The sequence below is a fragment of the Stenotrophomonas maltophilia genome (assembly GCF_047782825.1).
Lineage (GTDB): Bacteria > Pseudomonadota > Gammaproteobacteria > Xanthomonadales > Xanthomonadaceae > Stenotrophomonas.
The window spans coordinates 1673426-1689154 of the sequence record NZ_CP180589.1; the positions used below are offsets into that span (position 1 = coordinate 1673426).

The window sequence follows — 15729 nt, forward strand, 5'->3', positions numbered from 1 at the left end:
GTAGGTGTCGACCTGGGTCGACACGCTGCTCCTGTAGAGCCGAGCCCATGCTCGGCTGCTTTCTGATCGGGAATAGGCGGCCGCGCTGCGCGCGACAGCCGAGCGTGGGCTCGGTTCTACAAAACCGCCGGCCGATCAACCGCGCTGGCGCACGGCCTCGAACAGGCTGACGCCGGCGGCGACAGAGACGTTCAGGCTCTCGATCTCGCCCGGCATCGGGATCTTGACCAGGCCGTCGCAGTTTTCACGGGTCAGGCGGCGCAGGCCGTCGGCTTCGCCGCCCAGCACCAGCGCGATGTTGCCCTTCAGGTCCAGCTGGTACAGCGACGCGGTGGCTTCACCGGCCAGGCCGTAGATCCACACGCCCTGCTTCTGCAGGTCCTTCAGGCAGCGCGAAAGGTTGGTCACCGCCACCACCGGGATCAGGTCGGCGGCGCCGGCCGAGGTCTTGCGCACGGTCGCATTGACCGTGGCCGACTTGTCCTTGGGAATGATCACCGCGGTGGCACCGGCGGCGGCGGCCGAACGCAGGCAGGCGCCCAGGTTGTGCGGGTCCTGCACCTCGTCCAGCACCAGCAGCAGGGCCTTGCCCTCGGCGGCGGTGACCAGGCCTTCCAGCTCGTTTTCGCTGTAGGTACGGGCCGCGGCGTAGCGCGCGGCCACACCCTGGTGGCGCACCGAACCGCCCACGCCGTCCAGCGCCTGGGCGTTGACCTTGCGCACGTCGATGCCCTTGCGGCGGGCGTTTTCCTCGATCTCGACCAGGCGCGGGTTCTTTGCACCGGCCTCGACCAGCACTTCGCGGACGTTCTCGGCGTCGTTCTCGATGGAGGAGGCGACGGCGTTGACGCCGACGATCCACTGGCTGTTCTTGCTCATGCGGGCGGGACCGGAAAGGGGGTGGCTATGGTAGAGCATCGGCGGCGGCGGCGCTTCAAGGCAGCCGAGCATGGGCTCGGCTCTACACAGACCTCAACGGGTGCGCGGCGGCCAGTGCGGGGTGTCGTGGTCGGGGTGCTGGTGGGACACGATCGTGGCCAGGAACTCCAGCGCGGCCACGTCTTCCTCGGTCCGACGGGCCGGCAGCGCGGACAGGCCATCCACGAACGGCAGCTTGCGCTCTGCGCCGTATTGGATGGTCGGCGGCAGCCGCTCCGGCGTGTCGAAGGCACCTGCGGCCACGGCCATGCCGTCGGGGGCTTCGTACGTCAGCGGCGTGCCGCAGTCGCCGCAGAAGCCGCGGCGGACCACGTTGGACGACTGGAAATAGCGTGGCTGGCCGCGGGTCCAGCTGAACTGGGCGCCGCGCACCGACACCAGCGGCGCGTAGTAACCACCGAAGGCCTTCTGGCACATCCGGCAGTGGCAGATCGAGCTGTCGGTGAGGGCACCGCGCGCCTGGAAGCGGATGGCGCCGCACTGGCAGCCGCCGCTGTATTCGGGTTGGCCTTGCATGCGATCTCTCCTTGGTAGTGCCGGCCGCTGGCCGGCAACACGTCGGGACCGGGGCGCCATGGAGGCCGGCCAGCGGCCGGCACGACCAGGTGCGTCGATCAGTACTGCTTCTTGGTGCGCTTGGCCGGCTTGCCACGTTCGGGCAGCGGCGGCAGGCCGTCGCCTTCGTCTTCGCCCTTGTGTTCGACCAGGCGGAAGTCGATCTTGCGCTCTTCCATGCTGGCTTTCAGCACCAGGATGCGCACGCGGTCGCCCAGCCGGTAGCTGCTGCCGCGGCGTTCGCCGGTCAGCGTCTTGCGGGTGGCGTCGAACTTGTAATAGTCCTGCGGCAACTGGGTCACGTGGACCAGGCCTTGCACCTTGGAATCATCCAGTTCCACGAACAGGCCGAAGCTGGTGACGCCGCTGATCACGCCGTCGAACTGGCCACCCACGTGCTTTTCCATCCACGCGGCACGGTAGCGCTCGTCCACCTCGCGCTCGGCCTCGTCGGCACGGCGCTCACGCTCGGAACACTGCAGCGCCAGCGCCGCCATCTCACGGGCGTTGTAGGTGAACTTGTCCAGCGGCTTGCCGGACAGTGCGTGCTTGATCGCACGGTGCACCAGCAGGTCGGGATAGCGACGGATCGGCGAGGTGAAGTGCGCGTACGCCTCCAGCGCCAGACCGAAGTGGCCGTGGTTGTCCGGGCTGTAGATGGCCAGACTCTGGCTGCGCAGCAGCACCGACTCCAGCAGCGTGGCGTCGGGGCGATCGCGGATCTTCTTCAGCAGCTTGGTGTAGTCGCCCGGGCGCACCTTCGACCACGGCGGCAGGCTCAGCTTGAACTCCTTGAGGAATTCCAGCAGGTCGGCGAACTTGGTCTCCGGCGGCTTCTCGTGGATGCGGTACGGCGCCGGCACGTGGCGCGACAGCAGGTACCTGGCCGCCTCCACGTTGGCCGCGATCATGCATTCCTCGATCAGCTTGTGCGCGTCGTTGCGCACCAGCATGCCGGCCTGGGTCACTTCGCCGCGGTTGTCCAGCACGAAGCGCACTTCGCTGCTTTCAAACTCGATGGCACCGCGCTTGGCACGCGCCTTCGACAGCACCTTGTAGAGCTGATGCAGGCGCTGCACCTGCGGCAGCAGCGGGCCCATCCAGGCTTTGATATCAGCGTCGTCCTCGCCCACCGCCTGCCACACCTGGGTGTAGGTCAGGCGCGCATGCGAGTTCATCACCGCTTCGTAGAAGCGCGAATGGGTGACCACGCCTTCGCGGTCGATCTGCATGTCACAGACGAAGCACATGCGGTCGACCTTGGGCATCAGCGAGCAGATGCCGTTGGACAGGGTCTCCGGCAGCATCGGCACCACGAAGCCCGGGAAGTACACCGACGTGGCGCGCTTCTGCGCTTCCTCGTCCAGCGGCGTGCCGGGGCGCACGTAGTTGGAGACATCGGCAATGGCCACCACCAGACGGAAGCCATCGGCATTCGGTTCGCAGTAGACCGCGTCATCGAAGTCCTTGGCATCTTCACCGTCGATGGTCACCAGCGGCGTGCTGCGCAGGTCGACGCGCTCACCGATCATCGCCGGCTCGACCACCATCGGTACCGAGGCGGCTTCGTCCAGTACCTCCTGCGGGAATTCGAACGGCAGTTCGTGGCCGTGGATGGCGGTCTCCACCACCAGCGAGGCGGTCAGCTTGTCGCCGAGGACGGCAATGATGCGGCCGATCGGCGGGCGGCGGCTGTCCGGCGCCTGGGTCAGTTCGCAGACCACCAGCTGGCCATCGCGCGCGCCACCGGTCTGGTCCGGCGGCACCTGTACGTTGCGCTGGATGCGCTTGTCGTCGGGCACCACGTAATTGATGCCCATTTCGACGCTGAAGCGACCGATCAGGCGGGTCATGCCACGCTCGAGCACGCGGGCGATGCTGCCTTCACGGCGGCCGCGGTGGTCGATGCCGGTCACGCGGGCCAGCACCTTGTCGCCGTGCATGACCTTGCGCATTTCATACGGCGGCAGGAACAGATCGTCGCCGCCCTCCACCGGGCGCAGGAAGCCGAACCCTTCCGGGTTGGCGATCACCACGCCGGTAACGAGATTCAAGGTCTGGATCGGGGCGAAGCCGCCACGGCGGTTCTGCACCAGCTGGCCATCACGCACCATGGCACCGAGCCGGCGCGACAGTGCCTCGGCACGGTCGTCGGCGGTCAGGCCCAGCCGCGCGCCCAGTTCCTCGGCGGTCTGCGGCCCTTCGCAGCGCTCCAGCAGGGCCAGGATGGCCTCGCGGCTGGCGATCGGCTGTTCGTACTTCTCTGCTTCACGGGCGGCATAGGGATCGTCGATCACCTTGCCGGTGGGCGGCAGCTTGCTGCCCGGGGCCGGGCCCGGTGCGGCGGCATCGGCGCTGCGGCCCTTGCGGCCACGCGGCGGTGCACCGCCTTCATTCAATTCGGGGAACCAGCCCGGCAACGGCTTGCCCGGCTTGGTGGTGCGGGCTGCGCCCGCCTTGGCGCCCTTGCTCGGGGCCTGGCTGCGGGACTTGCTCCCGCCCTTGCTTGGTTTTTTGGTAGTCATCGCCCTACATGGTAGCCGTTGCAGGCGTGCAGAGCGGGTCAGCGATCACCGTTGAAGGGGCTGCGTGAAATATTTGTTGGAAGTCGTTGACAGCCTGCGGATTCATCTTCACAATTGCGCCTCTGGAACGCCCAGGTGGCGGAATTGGTAGACGCACTAGTTTCAGGTACTAGCGGGTAAAACCGTGGAGGTTCGAGTCCTCTCCTGGGCACCAACGAAAAAACTCCTCGCTTCGGCGGGGATTTTTTTTGCCTGTAATCCAGCAGCGGGGTCGGATCCCTTTCCAACGGAAAGGGCTCTGACCCCCCAAGCGAGTGGGATGGGGTCAGAGCCCGTTTCGCACGCGAAACGGGATCCGACCCCGGATCCAGAAAAGGTGTTGACACCCCGGTAACAACACCCCATAATCTCGCTCCTCGACGCCCAGGTGGCGGAATTGGTAGACGCACTAGCTTCAGGTGCTAGCGGGGGCAACTTCGTGGAGGTTCGAGTCCTCTCCTGGGCACCATGTCGAGAAAGAAAACAACCCGCGCAAGCGGGTTTTTTCTTGCCTGCGATTCAAGCTTTTGTAGAGTCGAGCCATGCTCGACTGATCCTCAAAGCAGTCGAGCATGGCTCGAGTCTACAAACACCGTCAGAACAACGGACGCAGCACCAGCTCAAGCCCGAGCAGCAGCAGGAAGCCCAGGAAACACGCACGGAACACCCGTGCACTGATGCGCTGGCGGATCAGCTGCCCCAGCCACATCCCAAGCAACGCCGGCAGCACCGCCAGCGCGCTCAGCCCCAGTTGCTGCACGCCGAACGCACCGTTGAGCACCAGCCCGGTGGTCAGCGAAATGGTCGACACGGTGAACGCCAGGCCCAGCGCCTGCACCAGCTCCTCGCGCTGCATGCCCAGTGATTGCAGGTACGGCACGGCCGGCATCACGAACACGCCGGTGGCACCGGTCACCACGCCCGACACCGCACCGACCAATGGCCCCAGCCAGCGTTCGCGCCGCTGCGGCACGCGGAACACCGGCGCCACCAGCGCGTACAACGCATACACCACCAGCGCCACGCCCAGGGCCACCCGCGACCAGGTACGATCCACCCGCACCAGCAGCGCGGCCGAACCCAGCGTCACCACCACCACCGCCAGCATCATCGGCCACAGCCGCCGCACGGTAGGGCCCAGCGAGGGGCCGGACAGCAGTTGCCACGCATTGGTGACGAAGGTGGGAATGAACAGCATCGAGGCCGCCGCCACCGGCGACAGCGCACCGCCGAGCAGGCCCATCGCCACCGTCGGCAGGCCCATGCCGGTCACGCCCTTGACCACGCCGGCCAGCACGAACACCACCACCAGCAACCCGTAGAAGTACATCGTCTCGTTCATGCCGCCATTGGAGCCGGCGCCGCACGGGCGCACAATGCGGTCTTGCCACCAGAGCCTTCGGACCAGCCGAAGGCAGGCCCCGTGCGGAGCACCGACATGCGGATGGACATCGCCGACCTGCGCCTGTTTCTTGCCGTGGCCGATGCCGGCAGCATCACCGCCGGCGCAGCCCAGGCCAATCTCGCATTGGCCTCGGCCAGCGAACGCCTGCGCGCGATCGAAGCAGACGCGGGCACCGCACTGCTCAACCGGCACCCGCGCGGCGTCAGCCTGACCGAAGCCGGTGCCGCCCTCGCCCACCATGCGCGGCTGATCCTGCAGCAACAGGCGCAGCTGCGTGGCGAGATGGAGGCCTTCGCCCACGGCGCGCGCGGCACCCTGCATCTGTATGCCAACACCGCCGCGCTGACCAACTACCTGCCCTCGCGACTGGCGCCTTGGCTGGCGCAGCGCCCGCGCCTGCGCGTGGAGCTGCACGAACGCACCAGCACCGACGTGGTACGTGCACTCACCGCTGGGCAGGCCGAAGCGGGCATCATCAGCGATGCCGTTCCGGCCGACGGCCTGCACCGGCACGTGGTGGCCGAGGACCCGCTGGTGATGCTGCTGCCGGCCGGCCATCGCTTCGCCACCCGCCGCTCGCTCGACTACGTCGACGTACTGGGCGAAACCTTCGTGGCCCTGGCCGACGGCAACGCGCTGCAGACCTACGTGGAAGAACTGGCGGGCGAAGCGGGCCGCCGGCTGGAGGTGCGCATCCGCATGAAAACCTTCGAAGGCCTATGCACGATGGTCGGTCACGGTATCGGCGTTGGCATCGTGCCGCGCACGATCGCGCAGCGGCATCGGCGCGCCACGCACACGGTGGCCGTCGCGCTGGCTGACGCATGGGCACAGCGCCGGCTGTGTGCCTGTTTCGCGGATTGGACGCGGCTGTCACCGGCAATGCGCAGCCTGCTGCAGCACCTGGGCGTGCAGCCACAGAAAAAAGCGTGAAATGTTGTTGACACATCCTCGGTCGTTCCCCATAATTCGTCTCCTGAGTCGCCCAGGTGGCGGAATTGGTAGACGCACTAGCTTCAGGTGCTAGCGGGGGCAACTTCGTGGAGGTTCGAGTCCTCTCCTGGGCACCATGACTCAGCAAATGATCAAACCCGCGCAAGCGGGTTTTTTCATGTCCGGCGTTCGGGAACTGCACGAATGCGAGGGGCCCATCCACGCATGGCGTGGATCTACTGGGTGATCAAACCGGCAGTAGATCCACGCCATGCGTGGATGCGCCACAAACAAAAACCCCGCCTTCCGGCGGGGTTTTGCTTTTCATCCACAACGATCAATCAATGCCCGCCGGCAGACGCCGCGCCCGCACCGGCACCGAACGGTGGCTTGGCCAGCCACAGGAACGCGATGATCGCCAGGAACACCCAGCCCAGCAGGAAGAAGATGTCGTTGAAGCCCATCTGCGATGCCTGGTGGTTGATCATGTTGTTGAGCACGGCGGCACCATGCTGCAGGTCACCCTGCCCCATCGCGGCCACCTGGTCCTGCATGCCCGGCTGGTAGGCCGAGATGTGTTCGGTCAGGTCCGCATGGTGCACCTGGGTGCGGCGTGCCCACAGCCAGGTGGTCAGCGATGCCGCGAAGCTGCCGCCCAGCGTACGCAGGAACGTGGCCAGGCCCGAACCGGCAGCGATCTCGCGACCGTCCAGGTCCGACAGCAGGATCTGCAGCACCGGCATGAAGAACAGCGCCACGCCAATACCCATGATCAGCTGCACGCCGGCAACGTGCGCGTAGTCCACCTGCAGGTTGAAGTCCGAGCGCATGAAGCTGGTGAAGGACAGGAACACGAAGGCGAACGAAGCAATCATGCGCATGTCGAAGCGCGAGGCGTACTTGCCCACGAACGGCGTCATGATCACCGGCAGGATGCCGATGGGCGCGGTCGCCAGGCCCGCCCAGATGGCGGTGTAGCCCATGTCACGCTGCAGCCACTGCGGGATCAGCAGCGACACACTGAAGAACGCCGCGTAGGCCACCACCATCGCCAGCGTACCGGCGCGGAAGTTGCGGTGCCGGAACAGCTTCAGGTCGACGATGGGATCCTTGTCGGTCAGCTCCCAGATCAGGAACACGGCCAGGGCCACCACCGCCACGCAGGCCAGCACCACGATCTTGGTCGAGGAGAACCAGTCTTCGTCGTTGCCCAGGTCGAGCACCAGCTGCAGCGCACCCACGCCAATGACCAGCGTGGCCAGACCGACGTAGTCCATCTTCGGCTTCTCGATGTGCTCCGGGCGGCCCTTCAGCTGGTTGCCCACCACCAGGGCGGCAAACACGCCCAGCGGCACATTGATCAGGAAGATCCATTCCCAGCTGTAGTTGTCGGTGATCCAGCCACCCAGGATCGGCCCGCAGATGGGCGCGACCACGGTGATCATCGCCAGCAGCGCCAACGCCTGCCCGCGTTTCTCACGTGGGTAGATCGACACCAGCAGCGACTGGGTGATCGGGTACATCGGGCCGGCCACGAAACCCTGCAGCGCGCGCGACAGCACCAGCATGCCCATGCTCTGCGCCAGCCCGCACAGCAGCGAGGTGATGACGAAGGCCAGGGTGGCCCAGATGAACAGCTTGCGTTCGCCGAAGCGGCGGCTGAGCCAGCCGGTCAGCGGCAGCGCGATGGCCGTGCTGACCGCGAACGAGGTGATGACCCAGGTCGCCTGCTGCGAACTGGCGCCGAGGTTGCCGGCGATGGTGGGCAGCGAGACGTTGGCGATGGTGGTGTCGAGCACCTGCATGAACGAGGCCATCGCCAGGCCGACGGTGCACAGGGCCACGCTGGGCGGCAGGAACCCGGAGGCCGCACCCGGCGCCGCCGGTGCGCCCGGGGTGCCGGGCGCAGCTGGAGCTTGTGCGGACATGGCGACCTCAGCCCGCCTTCGCCGGCAGGTTGCCTTCGATGATCGTGTGGATCACCTCGTCGGCATCATGCAGCTGCTTGGCATACACGTCGGTGTCGAACACCGTGCCCTTGGCGGCGGCGGCCGGCAGCACTTCGCCCTTCTGGTCGCGCAGGCTCACTTCGGCCTTCATCGACAGACCGATGCGCAGCGGGTGTTCGGCCAACTGCTTGGCATCGATGGCGATGCGCACCGGCACGCGCTGCACGATCTTGATCCAGTTGCCGCTGGCGTTCTGCGCCGGCAGCAGCGAGAACGCCGAACCGGTACCCAGGCCCAGGCTCTGGATGCGGCCCTTGTACTTCACGTCGCCGGCGTACAGGTCCGACTTCAGCTCCACTTCCTGGCCCAGGCGCATGTGGCGCAGCTGGGTTTCCTTGAAGTTGGCTTCCACCCACATCTGCTCGGTCGGCACCACGGCCATCAGGGCATTGCCCGGCTGCACGCGCTGGCCGACCTGTACCGAACGGCGGGCAACATAGCCGGTGACCGGCGCGACGATGCCGGCGCGGGCGTTGTTGAGGAAGGCCTGGCGCAGCTGTGCGGCAGCGGCCAGCACGTCCGGCTGGGTGGCGATCACGGTGTCGTCCACCAGCGCGCGGTTGCGTTCGACGGTCTCGCGCGAACCGGCCACCGCGGCCTCGGCTGCGGCCAGCTCATCGCGGGCATGGGCCAGTTCTTCGTTGGAAATGGCGCCGGTGGCGGCCAGGTCCTTGCGCCGGGCGAAGTCTTCGCGCACGCGCTTCAGGCTCACCTGGCGGGCGTTCAGGTCAGCCTGCGCGCCTTCCACACTGCGGTACAGACCGCGGGTCTGGCGCACGGTCTTGGCCAGGTTGGCTTCGGCCTGCTGCAGGGCGACGGAGGTGTCGGCCGGGTCCAGCTGCACCAGCAGCTGGCCACGCTCGACGCGCATGCCGTCATCGACATTGATGGCGACCACCGTGCCAGCCACCAGCGGGGTGATCTGCACCTGGTTGCCCTGCACGTAGGCATCGTCGGTTTCTTCGAACCAACGGCCGAACATGAAGTACCACAGCGCCAGTGCGGCAAGCAGCAGCACGACGATGACGAACAGGCCGCGCAGCAGCTTGCCGCGGCGGTTGGGAGCGGCCGGGGCCGCGGTGTCTTGGGTCTGGCTCATGGCGTGGGTCTTCAGGAATGCGAGGAATCGGAATGGGAGGCGATCGGTGCGGCGTCGGCGTCACTGGGCTGGAAACCACCACCCAATGCCTTGCTCAGGCGCACCGAGGTCTGCACCTGCTGCGACTGCAGGCCGGCCAGCTGCTGCTGCGTCTGCAGCAGGGTGGACTGCGCACTGAGCACGTCCAGGTAGCTGCCGATGCCGGCGCGGTAGCGCTGCTGGGCCAGGTCGAAGGCCGCGCGGGCGGTGTCCACTGCCTGCTGCTGCGCCTGCGCCTGCTGGGCCAGCGACCGCACCGCGTTGACCTGGTCGGCCACGTCGCGCAGCGCGTCCAGCACGGACTGGTTGTAGTTGGCCACCGCCAGGTCGTACTGCGCGTCGGTGTTGTCCAGGTTGGCGCGCAGCTTGCCGCCTTCGAAGATCGGCAGGCTCAGCGCCGGGCCGATGTAGGCGAAGGTGGAGCTGCTCTTCAGCAGGTCGCCCACGTTCGGGGCGACCACGCCGGCCAGCGCGGTCAGGTTGAAGCTCGGATAGAACTTGGTCTTGGCGACCTTGATCTGCTTTTCGGCCGCTTCCACGCGCCAGCGCGCGGCGACGATGTCCGGGCGACGGCCCAGCAGTTCACTGGGCAGCACGCCCGGCAGCTGCAGGGCCAGCGGGTTCAGCGGCTGCGGGCGCTGGATCGACAGGCCACGGTCCGGGCCCTTGCCGACCAGCGCGGCCAGCGCGGTGCGGGCGGCATCGATGCGCTGCTGCGCGGCCAGCAGCTGCTGCTGCGCGGCCGGCACGCGGGCTTCGGCCTGGCGCACCTGCAGGTCACTGTCGATGCCGGCGCGGCGGCGCTGGCGGGTCAGTTCCAGCGACTTCTGCGAACGCGCCAGCTCTTCCTCGGCCACATCGTTGAGCTGCCAGGCGTAGGCCAGTTCGGTGTAGGCCTGGGCAATGCCGGTGGACAGGTTCAGGCGTGCGGCCTGGGCGTCCACGGTGGCGGCATGGGCGCCGTCCACGGCCGCTTCCCAGGCGGCGCGCTTGCCGCCCCACAGGTCGATGCCGTAGCTGAAATCGAAGGCAACCTGGCTGCTGCCGGCGTAATGGCCGCCCATCTCGTCACCGAGCATCGATTCGGGCAGGCGCAGGCCGGTGTAGCCGCCGGAGACCGACAGGCTGGGCAGGCGGTCGGCACGCGCGGTGCCGACCTGCGACTGCGCCTGGCGCAGGCGTGCATCGGCTGCGTCCAGGCTGGGGTGGCCAGCCAGGCCTTCGCTGATGAGGGCGTCGAGCTGGGGATCGCCCAGCGCCTTCCACCAGTCCTGCGCCGGGAAGCCGGTGGCGCTCAGGTCGCTGTCGGCCAGGGTGCGTTCGCTGTGCAGGCTGTCCACGTCCAGGACGTGCCCCTGCGGATTGAGGCCGCGGCTGCTGGCGCAGGCGGCCAGGGCCAGGGCCAGCGCTGAAACCAGCAGCGCGCGCCCGGGCCGGCGGAGAGTGGAATGCGGGATCGGGTTCATGGGGTCGTCAGGGAATCGCGGATTCGGGTCAGGAGGGACAGCGTCAGCGTGCGTTCTTCGGCGGACAGGTCGCGCAGGGCGAAATCCATCACCGCGTCGCCGCGCTTCTGCAGCCGCGCCCACAGGGCACGGCCTTCATCGGTCAATACGATCTGCAGCGCACGCCGGTCCTGGCTGTGCGGCTCGCGGCGCACACATCCCAGGGCTTCCAGCTTGTCCAGCAGGCGGGTCACCGCGCTGGGCACCTGGTCGATGGCCTGGGCCAGTTCGTTGGCGGTGCACGGGGCCATGCGGGCCAGCAGCTTCAGGCCGATGTAATGGGTGAAGCCGATGCCCAGGTCCTCTTCGGCCATGGACGCATCGAGCTGGCGGACCAGGCCGTCGCGCACCTGGCGCAACAGCAGGCCGAAGCTGGGGGGGTTGGAGGACGGACAGATCATGGGGGAGCATTTTCTTCCAAAAAAAATATTTCTCAATGGAAATATTCGATCTGGCATCGAATGCTGTGTTGCAGCAACGGGCTCGATCAGTGAAGGCGCCTACCTTAATGGCGCCCCGAACTGGCCCGGTAGTACAATCCAGCCAATGAATGTCACATTCCAGCCACCGCCCCGCAGCGTAACCGCCGGTGAACCGGGGCCGCCTACCCTGCTGCGCGAGGTCGCCCTGGACTGGTTCGAGCGCAACGATGGCCCGCCGGTCATCGGTTTCCGCTTCGACAGCCCGCAGGGCCTGGCCCGTGAAGTGGACTGGCACCACCACGCCCGCGCCCAGCTGATCTATGTGGAACGGGGGCTGCTGACCACCCGTACCTCGCACGGCACCTGGTCGCTGGCCCCCGGTTCGGCCGGCTGGATGCCGCCACTGGAACCGCATACGGTCAGCCTGGACGGCCCCATGCGCGGCTGGGGCATGGCCCTGGCCGCACTGGTCTGCGCCGATCTGCCGTCCGATCCCTGCGTGCTGGGCCTGTCCAGGCTGGCCCAGGCCGTGGCCGAACGCATCTGCGAGTGGCCGCTGGACTACACCCTCAGCGCCGACCGCGAGCACATCATCAGTGTCATGGGTGACGAGATCCGCACTGCCCCGCGCCAGCGCATGCACCTGCCGATGCCGCGCGACCGGCGCCTGCTGAAGATCGCCTCGCAGCTGCTGGCCGAGCCCGCCGACGAGCGCAGCCTGGCCGAATGGGCGCACTGGGCCGGGTTGTCGCCGCGCAGCCTGACCCGCCACTTCCGCGACGAGACCACCCTCAGCTTCGCCCAGTGGCGGCAGCAGGCCCGCCTGGCCGAGGCCCTGCGCCAGCTCAGCGAGGGCCGCAGCGTGGCCGATATCGCCCACGCGCTGGGCTTCAGCAGCGCCAGCGCCTTCGTCACCGTGTTCCGCCGCCACTTCGGCCTGCCGCCCGGGCGCTACCTGGCCCGGGTCGGCCATGGCCTGGAACCGGGGCTGGACCCCGCACGTGGCTTGGCATCCCCCGCCGCATCCGGATAATCAGTGCATTGAGAGCGCCGACCGCCGTCTTCGCCTCCCGACATAGGTAACAACGCCGCATGACCGAACTTGCCCGCCCCGTATTCCACGGTTTCGAACAACTGCCGCTGCGCGAGTACGCCGAACGCGCCTACCTCGACTACTCGATGTACGTGGTGCTGGACCGTGCCCTGCCCTTCATCGGCGACGGCCTGAAGCCGGTGCAGCGCCGCATCATCTATTCGATGAGCGAGCTGGGCCTGAATGCCGCGTCCAAGCCGAAGAAGTCCGCGCGCACCGTCGGCGACGTCATCGGTAAATACCACCCGCATGGCGACAGCGCGTGCTACGAGGCGCTGGTGCTGATGGCCCAGCCGTTCTCCTACCGCTACCCGCTGATCGAGGGCCAGGGCAACTTCGGCTCCAGTGACGACCCGAAGTCGTTCGCGGCCATGCGCTACACCGAATCCAAACTGACCCCGATCGCCGAAGTCCTGCTGGGCGAGCTGGGCCAGGGCACCACCGATTGGGCACCGAACTTCGACGGCACCCTGCAGGAACCGACCTGGATGCCGGCGCGCCTGCCGCATCTGCTGCTGAACGGCACCACCGGCATCGCCGTGGGCATGGCCACCGACGTGCCGCCGCACAACCTCAACGAGATCGTCAGCGCACTGCTGCACCTGCTGGACGACCCCGATGCCAGCGTGCGCGACCTGTGCGAGCACGTGCAGGGCCCGGACTACCCGTCCAGCGCCGAGATCATCACCCCGGCCAACGACCTGCGGAACATGTACGAGACCGGCAACGGCAGCGTGCGTGCGCGTGCGACCTTCACCAAGGAAGCGCACAACGTGGTGGTCACCGCGCTGCCGTTCCAGGTGTCGCCGTCGAAGGTGATCGAGCAGATCGCCGCGCAGATGCGCGCCAAAAAGCTGCCGTGGCTGGAAGACGTGCGCGATGAATCCGACCACGCCAACCCGGTGCGCGTGGTGCTGGTGCCGCGCTCCAACCGCGTCGACGCCGACCAGCTGATGGGCCATCTGTTCGCCACCACGGACCTGGAGCGCAGCTACCGCGTCAACCTCAACGTGATCGGGCTGGATGGCCGCCCGCAGGTGAAGAACCTGAAGATGCTGCTCAGCGAATGGCTGGCCTTCCGCAGCAGCACCGTCACCCGCCGCCTGCAGCACCGCCTGCAGAAGGTCGAGCGCCGCCTGCACCTGTTGGAAGGCCTGCTGGTGGCCTTCCTCAACCTGGACGAGGTGATCCACATCATCCGTACCGAGGACGAACCGAAGGCGGCGCTGATCGCGCGCTTCGGCCTGTCCGAAGACCAGGCCGAGTACATCCTGGAAACCAAGCTGAAGCAGCTGGCCCGCCTGGAAGAGATGAAGATCCGCGGCGAGCAGGATGAGCTGGCCAAGGAGCGCGAGAAGATCCTCGGTATCCTGGACAGCAAGGCCAAGCTGAAGAAGCTGATCCGCGACGAGCTGCAGGCCGATGCCAGGAAGTTCGGCGATGCACGCCGTTCGCCGCTGGTGCAGCGCCAGGCCGCGCAGGCCATCGACGAAACCGAGCTGGTGCCGAGCGAACCGATGACCGTGGTGATGTCCGAGAAGGGCTGGATCCGCGCGGCCAAGGGCCACGACATCGACGCGTCCACCCTGTCCTACCGCGATGGTGATGCCCTGCAGGGTTCGGTGCGCGCGCGCAGCACCCAGCAGGTCGCCTTCCTGGACAGCGAGGGCCGCGCCTACTCCACGCCGGTGCATACCCTGCCCTCGGCACGTGGCAACGGTGAACCGCTTACCGGCCGCTTCTCGCCGGCAGCGGGTACCAGCTTCGTCACCCTGGCCAGTGCCGAACCGGATGCGCGCTTCGTGCTGGCCTCCAGCCACGGCTACGGCTTCGTCACCCGCTTCGAGAACCTGATCGGCCGCAACAAGGCCGGCAAGGCGATGCTGAACCTGTCGTCCGGTTCGTCGGTGCTGACCCCGTCGGCCGTGGCCAACGTGGCCACCGACCGCATCGTGGCGGTGACCAGCTCGGGCAACCTGCTGGCGATCGCCGCCAACGACCTGCCGGAACTGGACAAGGGCAAGGGCAACAAGATCATCGAGATCCCCAAGGCCAAGCTGGCCACCGAACGGGTCGTGGCGATCGTGGCCATCAGCCCCGGCCAGACCCTGCAGGTGCGCAGCGGCCAGCGCACCATGGGCCTGAAGTTCAACGAGCTCGACGCCTACCTCGGCGCCCGCGCCACCCGCGGCCACCTGCTGCCGCGCGGCTGGCAGAAGGTGGAAGGGTTGTCGGTGGAATGACCGGTAGTGCCGGCCGCTGGCCGGCAACTGTTGTATGCCTCTGGGATTCCACGTTGCCGGCCAGCGGCCGGCACTACCGGAGATCAGGGACGTCAGACACGAAAAAGCCGGGGCATTCCCCGGCTTTTTCGTTTGTCGGCTGGCGGGCGGTGGAGCGGCTGGCTGGCGAAGGCTGGCGCGCGGTGCTCCGGTGCTGGCGGGCGACAGAACTTTTGTAGCGTCGAGCCATGCTCGACTCGGATCCAACAGCAGCCGAGCATGGCTCGGCTCTACATGAAGCGAGGCAGCCGAGCATGGCTCGGCTCTACAGAGAGCGGTGCCGGCTCAGTGCACCGGGGCGCCGTTGCCGTCAATCTTGCTCAGCTGGTACAGCTCCAGGCCGATGCGCTTGATCAGGCCCAGCTGCTGTTCCAGCCACCAGGCGTGGTCTTCCTCGGTGTCCTTCAACTGCGCCAGCAGCATGTCGCGGCTCACGTAGTCGCCCTTCTCCTCGCACAGCTTCATGCCGGCGGCGAGATTGTTCCGAACCGCGTATTCAGTGTCCAGATCCTTCTTCAGCATCTCTTCCACGGTCTTGCCCGGCTCGGTCACATGCGGGCGCATGTCCGGGTCGCCGCCCAGGAACAGGATCCGGCGCAGCAGCGCATCGGCGTGCTGGGTTTCCTCTTCCATCTCGTGGTTCAGGCGTTCGTACAGCGCGAACAGGCCCTGGTCCTCGTAGCGGCGGGAGTGGATGAAGTACTGGTCGCGGGCGGCGAGCTCGCCGCGCAGCAGTTCCTTCAGGCAGGCGATGACGTCCGGGTTGCCTTTCATGGGGGGCTCCTGTGAATCGATGGCGCATAGGGTGACGCATTTCAGACGACGGTGATCTAATCGGAATCAGTCGCAGTTGCGCCTGCGGCTACAATCGCCCCTCGAGTGCT

General features: G+C 67.2%; 12 protein-coding genes and 3 tRNA genes. 6 read left to right on the forward strand and 9 right to left on the reverse strand.

Features of this window, described 5'->3' with window-relative positions:
• Window positions 1-135: 135 nt before the first annotated feature.
• The 3 genes from rlmB to rnr form a co-directional block, all read right to left on the reverse strand.
• Entirely contained in the window at window positions 136-879 is a 744-nt protein-coding gene (rlmB, locus tag ACM2ZB_RS07780) for a 23S rRNA (guanosine(2251)-2'-O)-methyltransferase RlmB (protein ID WP_313438737.1), read from the reverse strand.
• A 93-nt stretch (window positions 880-972) separates the two neighbouring features.
• Entirely contained in the window at window positions 973-1455 is a 483-nt protein-coding gene (locus tag ACM2ZB_RS07785) for a GFA family protein (RefSeq protein WP_313438739.1), read from the reverse strand.
• A gap of 98 nt (window positions 1456-1553) precedes the next feature.
• Window positions 1554-4019, reverse strand: a complete 2466-nt coding sequence (rnr, locus tag ACM2ZB_RS07790) for a ribonuclease R (protein WP_416058051.1) — start codon at window positions 4017-4019, stop codon at window positions 1554-1556.
• A 129-nt stretch (window positions 4020-4148) separates the two neighbouring features.
• On the opposite strand from rnr, the gene ACM2ZB_RS07795 reads away from it, so the two are divergent.
• Together ACM2ZB_RS07795 and ACM2ZB_RS07800 are read left to right on the forward strand one after the other, a co-directional pair.
• A tRNA-Leu gene (locus ACM2ZB_RS07795) sits at window positions 4149-4233 on the forward strand.
• Window positions 4234-4440: 207 nt separating this feature from the next.
• Window positions 4441-4527 (forward strand) — tRNA-Leu (locus ACM2ZB_RS07800).
• A 126-nt stretch (window positions 4528-4653) separates the two neighbouring features.
• On the opposite strand, the gene ACM2ZB_RS07805 is transcribed toward ACM2ZB_RS07800, so the two are convergent.
• Window positions 4654-5400 carry a sulfite exporter TauE/SafE family protein gene (locus tag ACM2ZB_RS07805; protein WP_416058052.1) on the reverse strand — a complete coding sequence of 249 codons (747 nt, stop codon included), beginning with the start codon at window positions 5398-5400 and terminating at the stop codon, window positions 4654-4656.
• Window positions 5401-5496: 96 nt separating this feature from the next.
• On the opposite strand from ACM2ZB_RS07805, the gene ACM2ZB_RS07810 reads away from it, so the two are divergent.
• Together ACM2ZB_RS07810 and ACM2ZB_RS07815 are read left to right on the forward strand one after the other, a co-directional pair.
• Window positions 5497-6396, forward strand: a complete 900-nt coding sequence (locus ACM2ZB_RS07810) for a LysR family transcriptional regulator (protein WP_416058053.1) — start codon at window positions 5497-5499, stop codon at window positions 6394-6396.
• Between the two features lie 50 nt (window positions 6397-6446).
• A tRNA-Leu gene (locus ACM2ZB_RS07815) sits at window positions 6447-6533 on the forward strand.
• 204 nt (window positions 6534-6737) lie between these two features.
• Here ACM2ZB_RS07815 and emrB read toward each other — a convergent pair.
• From emrB to ACM2ZB_RS07835, 4 genes are read right to left on the reverse strand one after another with little or no spacing between them, the layout of a single operon-like run.
• Window positions 6738-8324, reverse strand: a complete 1587-nt coding sequence (gene emrB, locus ACM2ZB_RS07820; RefSeq protein WP_416058054.1) for a multidrug efflux MFS transporter permease subunit EmrB — start codon at window positions 8322-8324, stop codon at window positions 6738-6740.
• Window positions 8325-8331: 7 nt separating this feature from the next.
• Entirely contained in the window at window positions 8332-9504 is a 1173-nt protein-coding gene (emrA, locus tag ACM2ZB_RS07825; protein WP_416058055.1) for a multidrug efflux MFS transporter periplasmic adaptor subunit EmrA, read from the reverse strand.
• A gap of 11 nt (window positions 9505-9515) precedes the next feature.
• On the reverse strand, window positions 9516-11009 hold the full coding sequence (gene emrC, locus ACM2ZB_RS07830) for a multidrug efflux transporter outer membrane subunit EmrC (RefSeq protein WP_416058056.1): 1494 nt from the start codon (window positions 11007-11009) through the stop codon (window positions 9516-9518).
• A complete protein-coding gene (locus tag ACM2ZB_RS07835) occupies window positions 11006-11449 on the reverse strand; it encodes a MarR family transcriptional regulator (RefSeq protein ID WP_313438755.1) in 444 nt (147 codons plus the stop codon). Before ACM2ZB_RS07835 ends, emrC begins: the two co-directional genes overlap by 4 nt.
• A 145-nt stretch (window positions 11450-11594) precedes the next feature.
• On the opposite strand from ACM2ZB_RS07835, the gene ACM2ZB_RS07840 reads away from it, so the two are divergent.
• Window positions 11595-12503, forward strand: a complete 909-nt coding sequence (locus ACM2ZB_RS07840; RefSeq protein ID WP_416058057.1) for a helix-turn-helix domain-containing protein — start codon at window positions 11595-11597, stop codon at window positions 12501-12503.
• A gap of 59 nt (window positions 12504-12562) precedes the next feature.
• The gene (parC, locus tag ACM2ZB_RS07845; RefSeq protein WP_416058058.1) at window positions 12563-14806 is read left to right on the forward strand and encodes a DNA topoisomerase IV subunit A; all 2244 of its coding nucleotides are present in this window, start codon (window positions 12563-12565) and stop codon (window positions 14804-14806) included.
• Window positions 14807-15130: 324 nt separating this feature from the next.
• Here the strand turns inward: parC and bfr are convergent, their stop codons facing one another.
• Window positions 15131-15619, reverse strand: a complete 489-nt coding sequence (gene bfr / locus ACM2ZB_RS07850) for a bacterioferritin (RefSeq protein WP_416058059.1) — start codon at window positions 15617-15619, stop codon at window positions 15131-15133.
• Between the last annotated feature and the right edge of the window lie 110 nt (window positions 15620-15729).